Source organism: Alkalicoccobacillus porphyridii (assembly GCF_007293315.1).
Classification (GTDB): Bacteria; Bacillota; Bacilli; order Bacillales; family Bacillaceae_D; genus Alkalicoccobacillus; species Alkalicoccobacillus porphyridii.
Map to the genome: position 1 here is coordinate 150,338 of NZ_VLXZ01000005.1, position 13,361 is coordinate 163,698.

Consider the following 13,361-nt stretch of genomic DNA (forward strand, 5'->3'; position numbering starts at 1 on the left):
TCTCATGCAAATCAATAAAAAAATTACATTTTTAGGTGCCGGCTCGATGGCTGAGGCGATTATTGGAGGATTAATATCTCGTGATATCGTCGCCCCACATTCTATTACTGCAGCCAACCTACAGGACCAAAAGCGTTTAAACTATATTAAAGAAACATACAAGATTAAAACGCAGGCAAATCGTTTAGAGGCGACAGACTCTGCTGATATTATTATCCTTGCTATGAAACCAAAGAATTTCCATGATGCTATCTCACATATTAAGCATGTGATTTCAAAAGATCAGCTGATTGTCTCAGTTATAGCAGGCATTCCGACCTCTCAGATTGAGGAGACGCTAGGTGAAGACATCCCGGTTATTCGCACAATGCCTAATACTTCGGCAAAGGTAGGCGAATCAGCTTCAGCGATTTGTCGAGGAAAACACGCAACGGATGCCCATCTGTTTACCGTGGAAACGCTGTTTAATGCTATAGGCACCGTATCGATTGTTGAAGAAGCCCAGATGGATGCCGTTACTGGGATTGCCGGTTCTGGTCCAGCTTATTTCTATTATATGATTGAAGCCATGGAGAAAGCAGGATGTGAGGCCGGACTCTCAGAAGAACAAACGCACGAACTAGTAAGGCAAACCATCATTGGTGTCGGAAAACGACTGCAAAACACCAGCAAATCGCCTAAGGAGCTTTATCAAGAGGTCATGAGCCCTGGCGGCACAACCGAAGCCGGTATCCATACACTGGCTAAGCATCATTTTCAAGAAACCGTTCAGGAAGCAGTAGGTAACGCGGTAACCCGTTCTAAAGAGCTTGGGCAATCCTTGCCGACCATTCAGAAGTAAAAATAGCTGTGAACAGACTAAAGAACTGAAGGTCTGTCGCAGCTTTTTATGTTAGAAAAAGCTATGATTAAAATTGCAAGGTAGATCATATACGTGTACTATAACATTATAATATTATCTTATATAGTTACTATCATTTACTCTTAGAAAGGTATGTGTCCATGAATCTAAATCGAAAAACGGGACCGCTTTATATACAAGTTAAAAATATTCTCAAAGAACGCATTCTAAATCAGGATTATCCTATCCATTCATTAATTCCGCCAGAGTCACAGCTTGAAAAAGAATTTAATGTAAGCAAAATTACTATTAGAAAGGCTGTTGAACTATTAGCTCAAGAAGGGTACGTTGATAAAAAGATTGGATATGGGACGGTTGTATTAAATAATGCCGCTTTTAATAACATGTCTACGGGTCAAAATTTCTCAAGCTTTCTTCTAAAAGAAGGCAAACAGCTAACGAAGAAAGTGATAAGTGTCTCACAAATAAATACTCCAACTGAAATAGTAACTGAAACAACGGTCAAAACGTGTACACTTATTGAAAGGTTATATTACTTAGATGAAGAACCGTATATCTATATGATCCATTACATTCCTCTGCCAGTAGAATTGCCACTTGAGCTAGAGTATTACGCTCAATCCTTGTATGATGCACTCCGTAAATCTGGGGCAACCTTTAACCAGTTCCGAGATGAGTTTACAATTAGTTTGCCTCCTGATTCCGTGAAAACGCATCTTAACATCAACCAAGAGGTCCTGCTTAAACGAACTCGATTTGCATATGATTTAAATGAATCATTAATTGAATACTCTCATGCTTTTTATTTAACAAGTAAACAAAGCTATGTCATCGACTTTACCGTATAACAAAAAGGACTCTCTACGATCTTGAGCTGAGTCCTTTTTTAGTATGTTAACCTTTTAGATCAACTAGTGCTCATGAACATTCCTCTGGTTTATCTCTTGATTTATAATCGAGGAGTATACAAGGGGATGACTTTTTCAACACCAGCATCTAACGCTCCCCTAACAATCTCTGGTTCTTCATATAGCTTTTTACATATTAAAGCGTTTTGACTTTTTTGAAAATAATGCTCGTCATACTTCAGCTTCCTACATTAACATTTTAAGGTGTTCACTCTTTTATCATGATTTCTTTATAGAATTGAATCGATTATGTTGTCTAACAATTTCTCTTTCGTATAAAATAAAATGAGATGATTTCGTTGAAGGAGTTTTAAATGACCGAATTAAAAAACTATCAAAAAAAGCTATATACATATGTTGAGAGTTCTTGGTTTACAGGTATTGTCATCACTTTAATATTAATCAACGCCATTATTGTTGGCTTAGAAACGTTTCCAGCGATTTATACAGAGTACAAGCAACAATTCTTTTTAATAGATCGCATCCTTCTTTATATTTTTACCGTTGAACTGATTATGCGATTTATGGCTGTCAGTCCAAAGAGATTTTTCTCACGAGGCTGGAACTGGTTTGATCTTATTATTGTAGGCGCTGGTCATATCTTTGTGGGTGCTCACTTTGTTACTGTATTACGAGTATTGCGTGTACTAAGAGTCTTACGAGCGATCTCTGTGATTCCGTCCTTACGTCGCCTTGTAGATGCACTTTTGCTTACTCTTCCTTCTATGGGTAATATCTTCATTTTAATGGCTATTTTCTTTTACATATTTGCAGTTATTGGAACGATGTTATTCCAAGGAGTAGCTCCTGAATACTTTGGTAGTCTTCAGCTTTCATTAATGACATTATTTCAAATTGTTACGCTAGATTCATGGTCAAGCGGAATCATGCGACCCATCCTTGAAGAATTCTGGTGGGCCTGGATCTACTTTATCTCCTTCGTACTCATTGGAACCTTTGTGATTTTCAATCTATTCATTGGAGTTATTGTTAACAATGTCGAGAAAGCGAACGAAGCCGACAACGCTCCTGACCTACTAAAAAAAGAGAAAGAACAAGAACAAACCATTAAGGAGATGCGTCAGGAATTGAAGGAAATTAAGGAATTACTTCAGAACAGGTGAACTAGCGTTTTTTTATTGAGTGCTAAGTGGCTGGGACATTAATTTTTAATCTAATGGTGGCGCGAACCAATATGGCATAAAATCGTTTGGGTGTCTATTTAATAAAGGGAGAGTTTGGCTACGCTTCGGAAATATACTCCGCCTTTCCGTGGGCGGCTGGTGAGCCTCCCACAGGAGTCTCCGTATATTCCCTACGCTGTTTTTTACTTATACCCCTTCTTTTCAGTTACATTGGTAGTTTATTATTCAGACTCGAGTGAATTGTATCTGAAAAAAATGTTCACTCCTATCAATAAAAGAAAATAGAGGATAAAGTCATCCATCAATGACCTTATCCTCTATTCTTATATGTTTGGATGATGTTCATTATCAAGCGTTATTGACCTTGGTTTCCTCTTACTAGGACCGAGTCCCAGCCTCTTAGAACATCTTATTGAATTGTTCCATCGGATGCACCAAAGAATTCTTCGTAAAGTGCTTGAACGGCACGATCGGCATCCTCTTGATGAACACCAAGAACCAAACTGACTTCTGAGGAGCCTTGGTTGATCATTTCAATGTTTACATGAGCTCGAGCCAAGGCTGCTGTGGCGCGTGCAGATACGCCAACAGTGTTATGCATACCTTCTCCCACAATCATCACCATGGAGAAATCTTTCTCAATGTAGACATCATCCGCATGTAGCTCATTTTTAATTCGGTCAATGATTCTCTCCTGCATCTCATCTGTTAGCTGATGTTCACGGAGGATCACAGAGGTATCATCAATTCCTGATGGGATATGCTCGTAGGATAGACCTTCATCCTCTAGGATTTGTAATAAGCGACGACCAAACCCAACTTCGCGGTTCATTAAGTACTTACGCACATAAATGGTGGAAAATCCATCATCAGCCGCAATCCCAATGACCGGATTAAAGAAGTACTCTCGCTCTGCAATAATCATTGTCCCAGAAGTAGATGGATTATTTGTATTCTTTACACACACAGGAATTCCTTTACGGAAAGCTGGTATAAGGGCCTCATCGTGAAAAACTGAAAAGCCAGCATAAGATAATTCACGCATCTCTCGATAAGTCATCCGCTTAATTTCAACTGGTTCGTTTACGACATTTGGATTTGCAGCGTAAACGGAATCAACATCGGTGAAGTTTTCATATAACTCAGCTTGAATACCCGCTGCCAGAATTGCCCCTGTAATGTCTGACCCTCCGCGAGGAAATGTGACCAGTGTTCCTTCTGGTGAGTAACCAAAAAAACCTGGAAAAACAATGACTCCCTCATGGTCTCTAAGTTTAATTAGTTGATCATATGCTTCAGGAAGGACTTGAGCATTTCCCGGCTCGTCACTAACTAAAAGCCCAGCATCTTTAGGATTTAAATATGTAGCATTCAACCCGGTGCTTTTCAAATAGGCAGCTATTAGCTTCGCATTATTATCCTCACCACTGGCTTTAATAGAATCCATAAACACTCCTGGATTATGGCGATTTGTAGCCAGACGTTCTCTAAGATCCGTTTCAATTAATGTAATGATGTCTCCGTCAATTTTCAGTTCCTCTGCAATAGAGCGATATCTCTCCAATACAGCCTGTAATTCTGATTCAGCTTCACCTGTTGCTAGGCTTAACTCTCCAAGCTCAATGAGCAAGTCTGTTACTTTCGAGTCATTCTTATCGCGTTTCCCAGGAGCTGAAACTACTACAATTTTTCTATCGTGGTCTTCTGATATTATGGCTGCAACCTTGCGAATTTGCTCCGCACTTGCTACAGACGATCCCCCAAATTTTGCTACCTTCATCTTTGACTCTCCAGCTCCTAACTTTTCTCTACTTTTCTTTGTTTGAACATTCCAATTGTAGCATCATCGAGCCTTATGCGCAAAGCAAGCTAGAGCTCGGTAGCACTGATATAAGGCGCTTAGATTCGATTAGAGTAGGTCACGCTATGTGAGCTAGTTCTTTCCTTCATAAGCCATATGTATGACTACATTATAGCTTATCGCATGCCTTCATTATGATATTACAAATAACGGAAGTATGTTCATCTCATTCTGCCCCCTCAGGCTCTAACACCTGAATATAAAAAAGATACATGGTCTCATAGTCATCATTAGGTTGGGTTGCATGCTCTAGATCAAAAGTACGGAACCTAGAGGAAGGAGCGATAATATATTGGGCAATATAATGCTTTTCATTAGATTCATCATTAATGACCATGTCCTCATTTTCGAGAAGGCTACCGGATGAAAAGGATTTTTGGTCTGTATTTAATTCACCTAATACAAACTCGCTGCTAAATCCTCCCCCACCCTCCATTGTCATCTGAAAATCTCCTCGTGTCTCGGATTCTTCCTCAAGAAGCATAATGGACATACGTTCATAGGACTCACTGAACCCGTCATCAGGGTCAGGGTCCGTTAGAATTGATGTAATCTCAATTTCTTCTTGTGGCTCACCAAAGTGATAATAGTCTACACCTATCTTTATCTCTTCACCTTTTGGAAGTTGACCATCTAACTCAAAAATAAATGTATCCTTTGAAACAGTAGAAAACAATAATTTTTCATTTTCCGTTAATTCCACTTCTGATAGAGTTAATTCTCCATTTGAAGAGGAGCATCCAGTTAACCAGAGTAGTCCCATTAGAGCAATGCACATAAACATGAATGTTCTGTTCATTTTCGCCTCCGCATGTTCACTTAAATGTATTTTATGGATATAATCATACAATATGAAAAGATAAAATGAAGCGAATTCCTTTCATTATTTAGAAAAATATTAGAATGACCAAGTAATCGAATCACCTTTTCTTGTTTGTCCCTCTGGATTTGTTGTAAACTAGACAGAGCACTAATTGAGACCAAGCACACTTGGAATATTTGAGAGACCGGAGTGAACAGAATGACACGTGTATTACCATCTAAAGCTGAACGCCATCGCTTATTTGGCTCAGTTGAACCTATAGAAGGAAAGAAACCTAAAACAAAAGAGGAAATGACGGACCTTCAGAATAAACCATCCGATTATTTTTTCCCTATTCAGCAAGTGGGTATATCTAAAGTAAAATACCCAGTTATGGTTGAATCTGATTGGGCGCCAGAAACCCAAACGGCTACCGCTGAATTTCGTTTAACAACTAATCTTGGAGCTGATTATAAGGGTATTAATATGAGTCGTTTAACTGAACAGCTTCATTCTTTTTATCAAGTTCATCTATTATCTCCAGAAACATTACGAGAGCTTGCTGCTATACTGGCTCGTGAAATGAATCAGACCGCGGCACAGGTTGAAGTAAGCTTCCCTTGGTTCTTCCTAAAGAAAGCTCCTTCCTCCGAAAAAGAAGGACTGGCTCACGCACAAATTACTTATCGGGTTGAATTTGATGAAGCGACTGGCTACAAAACGGAAATTAGCCTTGAAGCAGCAGTTACAACGCTTTGTCCTTGCTCAAAAGAAATTAGTGAGTATAGCGCGCATAATCAACGAGGCTTTGTAACTATGACTATTCGTACAACGGAAGACTCGACAATAGATTGGAAAACAGCGTTAGTTGAAGCGGCTGAATCCAATGCAAGCTCTATTCTCTATCCTGTATTAAAACGTCCTGATGAGAAAGCTGTCACTGAGCGCGCCTATGAAAACCCTCGCTTTGTAGAGGATTTAGCCAGACTCGTTGCCGCTGACCTATATGAGCATGAAGAGGTTCGCGAATTTACAATTGATTGTCGGAACGAAGAGTCTATCCACCAGCACGATGCCGTAGCTAGACTTCATTACAATAAGGATCAGCAGTAGAGTATTCTCTAGTTGATTTTAAGTGAAATTAAGGGAACTTCCATTTTGGGGAGTTCCTTTTTTTGAATAGTGAGCCTTACAGTTTTAATGTCATTTTATACATCTTAGTTATAAAACCTTCAAGATTGTCATCAAATTCTGAAACAACTTGGAACCCTTTTGCACGATAAAAGTTTGTTCCTATCTTATTTTCTTTCTCAACACTTATATAGACTGACTTTGCACCGTTAATGTTCTTGATACCTTCTTTAAGCAAGGCAGTCCCGATTCCTTTACCTTGATAGTCTGAATATAAATAAATTGCTCCTAGTTCAACTATGCCATCTTCTTTTACAGGAGAGAAATTAGCGAATCCGACAATTTTTTCGTCCTTTTCAGCAACGTAAAGAAAAGAAACATCTAAACGTTGGAGCATCATTTCATCATTATAAGCTGAGTTTAAAAAGCTTTCTTGTATTTCAAGAGGGATTATATCCTCATATGTAGTATTCCAACTTGTTTTAGCCACCTTCTGAACTTCGTTTATATCCTTCTTTTCCATTTTGCGAATGGTGTACCCCATTATCAACACCCCTTAAATGATACACTCTTTGTTCTGTAATCATGCCTTTTCTTGAACAACGAAATTATTCATTTGAAAAAATTCTGACAGAATCAGTTTATTCTAAATTATGACTGAGGGTGATTTTAGTACAGTTCGTAAGCATAAGTACATGGAAGAATTGGTGGGTATCTGAGTATCGGTTCTTCGCCACCGCTCCCGAAAATGGGGGTACGCTTACCGCGGGAAGGTAATGAGCCAACCCGACTGCGTCGATTTATCTCATTGAACCTTTTCATCCCGCAGGTGACGGCCCTCCATTTTCGTCCGCTTGGTAAGTAGCAGGCATCAAGTATTATACACTTAGTATGAGGAATTACTTTGGAAGAGTCATATAAATTCCCTCAAAAAACATCCTTCTGTTGCTAAAGTAGGTTCAATCAAGCGAAAGTAGAATCGTCCGACTCCTACGGTCACTGAAAACTATTTAGATAAGACTGCGAATGTTCTTCAATTGTTTAAGTCAGAACGTTAGCGGAAGGAGAACCCGTAGACTCCTGCGGAACAGAACGCGTCTGAAGACATCAAAGGGGTGGTTTTCCACTTCGAGGGCTGAGGCCGTTCTTGCGGGTGCGAGGGTTCTCCTGTAGCGGTGCCATTCCGCTCATTCTTACATGACTTTTCCAGTGGCCTCGATAGCATGTGACAGAACGAAATTTAGTTGCGTCTTTCCACTTAATTGGCTGAACCGTGCCCGCGGTAAGCATGCCCCCATTTTCGGGAGCGCCAGCCGAAGAACCGATACTCATATACCCTCAATTCCTTTCAATTCAATTCATCCATCCACTGTTTCAAAAGCAGGTCTCGATCTGGAGCAAGCAAAAATTCATCTCCCATGCATCTATGTAACAGGATTTGCTTTTGTTTGCCTGTTAAATCTGACTGTACAATCTGTTGTCTTATGGGAGCAAGTATCTCTAGCTCCTTAAAAACATTCGCATCCGTCAGGGCATCTTTTAGTAATTCTTTTAATTTTTTTGTATAAGCCGGATATACACCATTCGTGCTCACACCGAGCGTAACTGGTCCTTCATCTATTACTGTGGGGAAGTGAATATCACTTCTTGCCGCGTCATGAGCAGCATAAACCCATTGCCCCTGCCAGCTATTAGCAAGTAACTCATCATTTAGTGTTTGGTTATTTGTGCAAATGAACAACAACTGACTACTAAATGATTCTCCTTGCGTTAACGCACGCTTCTCCCACGTGAAATGCGCCCTCTGCTTAAGCAAATCTTCATGAAGGTCAGGAGAAACAACCGTCACTTCCGCCCCGTATTCGAGCAAAAGTTTCAGCCGACGAGCCGCAACAGTACCTCCTCCTATACAGTGAACCGTTCGATTTTGCACTTGAACGAATAAAGGAAGTTTCTCAGACATGTTCAATTCCTTCTAATTCTGTCAAAACTTCCTCCGTCCGTGTTACTAGCACCTTAAGTAGCTGGTCATCAAATCCAAGATAATCACCTAATATAAATGTTTTATCCGTTTGTTCATTTAACTCCTGCAATTGCTTTTGCAAACCTTGCATGAGTACTCCTGTAAATAACAGGTATGGAATCACATAGATATTGTCTGCTTTTAGGCGTAACGCCTTTTCTAAGCCTTCTTCGACATTTGGTCTTGTAGCGGCAATATAGCAAACCTCAATATCATGGACAGGCGTATATTCCCACACAAGTCTTGCAATCTTGAATAAATCACTCGTCTGCTCCGCATCACTACTTCCTCTCCCTACTAAAACAAGCGTTGCAGGCTCACGCTCATCATAGTGAGGGCGCCCTTCTACTTTCTTTAATCCAGCTTGTTCTGCTCGCTGCTTCACTAAACTTACAATCGTTTGTTCGACGCCAAATGGTCGACCATAAGCGAAGTGCACATGAGGATAAAGCGTTTTGGCTTTCTCTATTTCCTCAGGTATATCTTCTTTTGCATGCTGTGCGGTTAAAAGGAGCACGGGAACAACGGCGATTTTATCTGCTCCTTTTTCTATACATGTTTGAATGGCTTCCTGAATCGAAGGACGTGCAAGCTCAATAAATCCAACTTCTTGAATCGGTATATCCACAAATGACCTTTTGGCTTTTTGAATAAATGTATGCAGCTCTTCGTTTCCCTGCTCTACCCTGCTACCGTGACCTACATAAAGAATAGCTTTCATTTATGTACCTCCTTATTCTGAGAAGTTAACCACTGGATAAATAGATCTGTCTCAGGATGCTCTAGTGTGTGAGTAACTGTGAAGCCACATTTAGTTGCGGCTTGTAATGACATTTTGCCAAAGCAGACTACTGAAACCTCATGACTAAGCTCCAGAGGTGTTATGTCTATTTCCTTCAGGCCTTCTACAACCGTTGAAACAGCCCGTGCGTTTGGAAACACAATATAATCCACACGATTCTCCTCCAGCATTCTTTTAAGAGTCTGATTAGATTGTCTAAACGGTTTAAGTGTATGTGTTGACTGGAAAGTTAGAGATGCCCTCTCCAATTCAGGCGGATGTGTACCGAGCAATAAAGTAGATACATTAGTATCTTGATTAGATGGGTCCTCTTGTAGCCCTTTTTCTATTAATGCCTGCTCAGCGCTTTTTGTTAAGCTAACTATACTGGCTTTAATGTGCCGAACATCTACATTCAGACGATGTATCCAATTGAAAAACCATTGTACCGAATCCTTTGTTTCAAACGATATTTGGCTATAATTATTAGGATGAAGATTTTCAGGAAATGGCTCTTCCTTTGTAGACCAACGAGGATATTGAAAAACCTCAGCTCCTAGATCTCGAAGCTGTGAACCAATTTTACCAGGCTGTGCTGTACTTCGAGCAAGTAGAATATGTTTTCCAAATAAAGGACTACGCTCAAACCAGCTTTTTATCCCTTGATCTAACCCCGCAACCTGTCCCACGAGTGTAATAGCTGGATTAGAGATTCCTTCTTCTTTCACCTGCTCCACAGCATTTGCTAATGTGGTGGTTAAGGTGCGTTGTTTATTTAACGTCCCCCATTGAATAATCTTCACAGGCTCATCCGGTTCTCTACCGAATTTCATCAGATTGTGTGTAATCTCATTTAAATTCTTTATCCCCATATAAAAGGCAATCGTATCAACACCCTCTGCTAAAGCCTGCCAATTAATCGTCGAGGAACCGTGTCTATTATGAGCTGTCACGATGGCGAATGAAGTACTTATATCTCTATGCGTGACGGGTATGCCTGCGTACAATGGGGCAGCAATTCCTGACGTGATACCAGGAATGATTTCGTACATTATTTGATTTTGTTCTAGTGCAACTATTTCTTCACCTACTCGACCAAAAACTCCAGGGTCTCCCCCTTTTAGACGTACAACAGTTTTTCCATTTATCGCATGCTCTAATATCAGATCATTAATTACTTCTTGTCGTAATAAATGTCGGTCCGGTAATTTGCCGCAATAAATTAACTCGGCGTGTTCATGGCAATATTCAAGCAATAATGGATTAACTAGACGATCGTATAAGATAATATCAGCATTCTCAAGTCGAGATATAGCTTTAGCTGGAATTAAACCTATATCTCCAGGACCTGCACCTATAAAGGAAACAAAGCCATTATTATTCATATTATTCACTCCTTTAATGTGCAATAGTTAGGAATGCATTCCCACCAATATGTAAGATAATCTCCCTAAACTTCAGACAGAAAAAATTGAATGTGATATATTGTTACAAAGGTTATTCGTTTAAGTGATTTTTAGTGAGGTGGAGCAGTTGTCTTATAAAGATAAAAAGGTCATCACCATTGGGATTGTAAGTGAGTTAACCGGGCTATCCGAACGAAAAATTCGTTATTATGAAGAACGAAAATTATTATTTCCTGAACGATCTAAAGGCGGTACAAGAAAATACTCGTTTTTAGATGTTGAACGATTGATTGACATCGCCAATAAAATGGAAGATGGCATGCAAACATTTGAGATACGAAAAATGGAACAAAAAGCCATTAAGAAACAAGAAGTCAGAGAACGTATGCTTCGAGGCCAAATCAATGCTGCCTTTAATATTCGAAAATAAAAGAATGAACCTTTCAAAGCAGGTAGCCTATACTGCCAACTAGAGCTTGTCGACCAAGTCTCATTAAGTGAGATTGTCGACAGGCTTTTTTGTATTTGGTTTAACAAACGTACGTAGCTTCTTATTTTGACTAGTAATTACCATGATTGAAATGCTATCTGTGAGTCATACTATGTCCAATTAAGGATATCTGATTATTTAACGTATTAAAAGGGGTTACGAGATGAATTTAAAACGTTTTATCAAACCAGGATTGATTATTGTGGGCTGCGCTCTACTTATCATTTCAGCTAGCTATGCTTTTCCACTTAATAACACAGGGGATATAAAAGAGTTTTCTGTAACCAATCATTATGATACCCATACGATGGATAAGCTTTTGGCAAGTGATCTAAAGCAAACGTCCTCACTTTTCATTCAACAGATGAATCAACAGCTTGAATTATGGGCAGATAGTGGCCACATTACCCAAGAGAACCTCGAGCAAGAATTAAAGGAGCATTCTCATATTACAGGGTTTGCTCATATAGATGGGGATCAAACACTGATTCGTAGAGGTTTTGTTCATACACCCGACTATTCTAGGCTGACGAAGTCACAAGGGGACCACCTCTACTCTTCGCCATATGAAATTGGTCAAAAACAATATATGCTACTAGGTAAAAAGCTAGCAGATGGTACAACAGTTATTGGGGAGATCGATCTCACGTTTGTGCAAACATTTGTTAAAGATATTGCCTCAGTCGCAGATGCTGGCGGGAATTTTTTCGCTTCCGGAAGCAACCCTAAAGTTCAATGGAAAACGATAGATGATGTGCCACAGGATCATCATATAGAAACGGTTTCTGAATTAGGGTGGAAAATTGTTGTTCATTCGGAAGAACAAAAACTAACCAGCTTATCAGATCATTTTCACAAAAGCCGAGCTGTCGTTAAACTGAAAGAAAAGGATATAGCTGATGCTTTTTTTAGAGAAAATCCGGATCTCACCATAATAGAAGATAACTGTCCCTTCTATTTAGTTGAGAAGGAAAATATTGAAACGGAACAACTCTTAGATGATTTACAACATAGTCGATACCTTAGCTATGTTGAACCGGATTATCGTTTGTCTAAGCAGGATGCGATTCCAAATGACGAATTTTTTGAACCGTATCAGTGGAACCTTAAACAACTTGATCTTGAAAAGGCCTGGACTCAAGCCGACGGTGCAGATGTGACCATCGCAATCATCGATACCGGTATAGATACAAATCATCTTGAATTAAACGGAAAGTCGGATCAAGGCTTTAATGCGATTGACGATTCTGATGATGTTTCAGATGCTCACGGACATGGAACTCATGTATCTGGCATTGCAGCCGCTATTACAGATAATGTTGACGGCATTGCCGGCGTATCATGGAACAGTCGAATTCTTCCTGTTAAAGCACTAGATGACAATGGAGAAGGGTCTTCCTACGCCGTTTCAAAAGGAATTTATTGGGCTGTTGATAATGGTGCAGATGTCATTAATATGAGCTTAGGTGATTATCATGACTCAAAGATTCTCTACGATGCTATTCGCTATGCTTATGAGAAGGATGTAGTCATCGTAACAGCTTCAGGCAATGAGAACGTTGGAGATCCTATGTATCCAGCTGCCTATCCGGAGGTCCTGACTGTAGCAGCCTTAGATAAATCAAAAGACCGAGCCTTTTACTCTAACTATGGTGATCATGTCGATGTGTCTGCTCCTGGGACAAGCATACCTAGCTTATTCCTAGATAACCAATATGTAGTGATGTCTGGGACGTCTATGGCCAGCCCCCATGTAGCGGGACTTGCCGCTTTAATACGCTCCGTCAACCCCGAGCTTTCAAATGATGATGTCTACGGAATCATTCGTGACACAGCTACTGATCTTGGAGCGCCAGGCAAAGATGATTATTATGGCTATGGTGAGATCAATGCTCAAAGAGCTCTTGAATTAGCTATGCCATAAACGCAAATAGATATTGAAAAAATGCAGA

12 protein-coding genes are annotated in these 13,361 nt (G+C 39.8%); 6 read left to right on the forward strand and 6 right to left on the reverse strand.

Translation table 11 applies throughout. The features are described from left to right. Positions 1-4 precede the first annotated feature (4 nt). The 3 genes from proC to FN960_RS09885 all read left to right on the forward strand — a co-directional run bounded on the left by proC (position 5) and on the right by FN960_RS09885 (position 2,894). A complete protein-coding gene (proC, locus tag FN960_RS09875) occupies positions 5-841 on the forward strand; it encodes a pyrroline-5-carboxylate reductase (RefSeq protein ID WP_143848549.1) in 837 nt (278 codons plus the stop codon). Between the two features lie 161 nt (positions 842-1,002). Further along, positions 1,003-1,710 (forward strand): GntR family transcriptional regulator, encoded by a 708-nt coding sequence (locus FN960_RS09880; RefSeq protein WP_143848550.1) that lies wholly within the window; start codon positions 1,003-1,005, stop codon positions 1,708-1,710. 374 nt (positions 1,711-2,084) lie between these two features. Next, the gene (locus tag FN960_RS09885; protein ID WP_143848551.1) at positions 2,085-2,894 is read left to right on the forward strand and encodes an ion transporter; all 810 of its coding nucleotides are present in this window, start codon (positions 2,085-2,087) and stop codon (positions 2,892-2,894) included. Positions 2,895-3,324: 430 nt separating this feature from the next. Here the strand turns inward: FN960_RS09885 and FN960_RS09890 are convergent, their stop codons facing one another. Both FN960_RS09890 and FN960_RS09895 read right to left on the reverse strand, forming a co-directional pair. Then, the gene (locus tag FN960_RS09890; protein WP_143848552.1) at positions 3,325-4,695 is read right to left on the reverse strand and encodes an aspartate kinase; all 1,371 of its coding nucleotides are present in this window, start codon (positions 4,693-4,695) and stop codon (positions 3,325-3,327) included. A 247-nt stretch (positions 4,696-4,942) separates the two neighbouring features. After that, on the reverse strand, positions 4,943-5,575 hold the full coding sequence (locus tag FN960_RS09895; protein ID WP_143848553.1) for a YgaN family protein: 633 nt from the start codon (positions 5,573-5,575) through the stop codon (positions 4,943-4,945). Between the two features lie 222 nt (positions 5,576-5,797). Between FN960_RS09895 and folE2 the strand changes: the two genes are divergently transcribed. Continuing rightward, positions 5,798-6,691 carry a GTP cyclohydrolase FolE2 gene (gene folE2 / locus FN960_RS09900; protein WP_143848554.1) on the forward strand — a complete coding sequence of 298 codons (894 nt, stop codon included), beginning with the start codon at positions 5,798-5,800 and terminating at the stop codon, positions 6,689-6,691. A gap of 76 nt (positions 6,692-6,767) precedes the next feature. On the opposite strand, the gene FN960_RS09905 is transcribed toward folE2, so the two are convergent. The 4 genes from FN960_RS09905 to cobA form a co-directional block, all read right to left on the reverse strand. Continuing rightward, positions 6,768-7,253 carry a GNAT family N-acetyltransferase gene (locus FN960_RS09905; RefSeq protein ID WP_143848555.1) on the reverse strand — a complete coding sequence of 162 codons (486 nt, stop codon included), beginning with the start codon at positions 7,251-7,253 and terminating at the stop codon, positions 6,768-6,770. Between the two features lie 804 nt (positions 7,254-8,057). Further along, positions 8,058-8,672 (reverse strand): precorrin-2 dehydrogenase/sirohydrochlorin ferrochelatase family protein, encoded by a 615-nt coding sequence (locus FN960_RS09910; protein ID WP_143848556.1) that lies wholly within the window; start codon positions 8,670-8,672, stop codon positions 8,058-8,060. Continuing rightward, positions 8,665-9,453, reverse strand: a complete 789-nt coding sequence (locus tag FN960_RS09915; protein ID WP_143848557.1) for a sirohydrochlorin chelatase — start codon at positions 9,451-9,453, stop codon at positions 8,665-8,667. Before FN960_RS09915 ends, FN960_RS09910 begins: the two co-directional genes overlap by 8 nt. Next, the gene (cobA, locus tag FN960_RS09920; RefSeq protein WP_143848558.1) at positions 9,450-10,898 is read right to left on the reverse strand and encodes a uroporphyrinogen-III C-methyltransferase; all 1,449 of its coding nucleotides are present in this window, start codon (positions 10,896-10,898) and stop codon (positions 9,450-9,452) included. The genes FN960_RS09915 and cobA overlap by 4 nt, the downstream gene beginning before the upstream one ends. Before the next feature lie 148 nt (positions 10,899-11,046). Here cobA and FN960_RS09925 point away from each other — a divergent pair, with 148 nt between their 5' ends. Both FN960_RS09925 and FN960_RS09930 read left to right on the forward strand, forming a co-directional pair. Beyond that, entirely contained in the window at positions 11,047-11,349 is a 303-nt protein-coding gene (locus FN960_RS09925) for a MerR family transcriptional regulator (protein WP_143848559.1), read from the forward strand. Between the two features lie 223 nt (positions 11,350-11,572). After that, the gene (locus FN960_RS09930; RefSeq protein WP_143848560.1) at positions 11,573-13,333 is read left to right on the forward strand and encodes a S8 family peptidase; all 1,761 of its coding nucleotides are present in this window, start codon (positions 11,573-11,575) and stop codon (positions 13,331-13,333) included. The last annotated feature ends 28 nt before the right edge of the window (positions 13,334-13,361 follow it).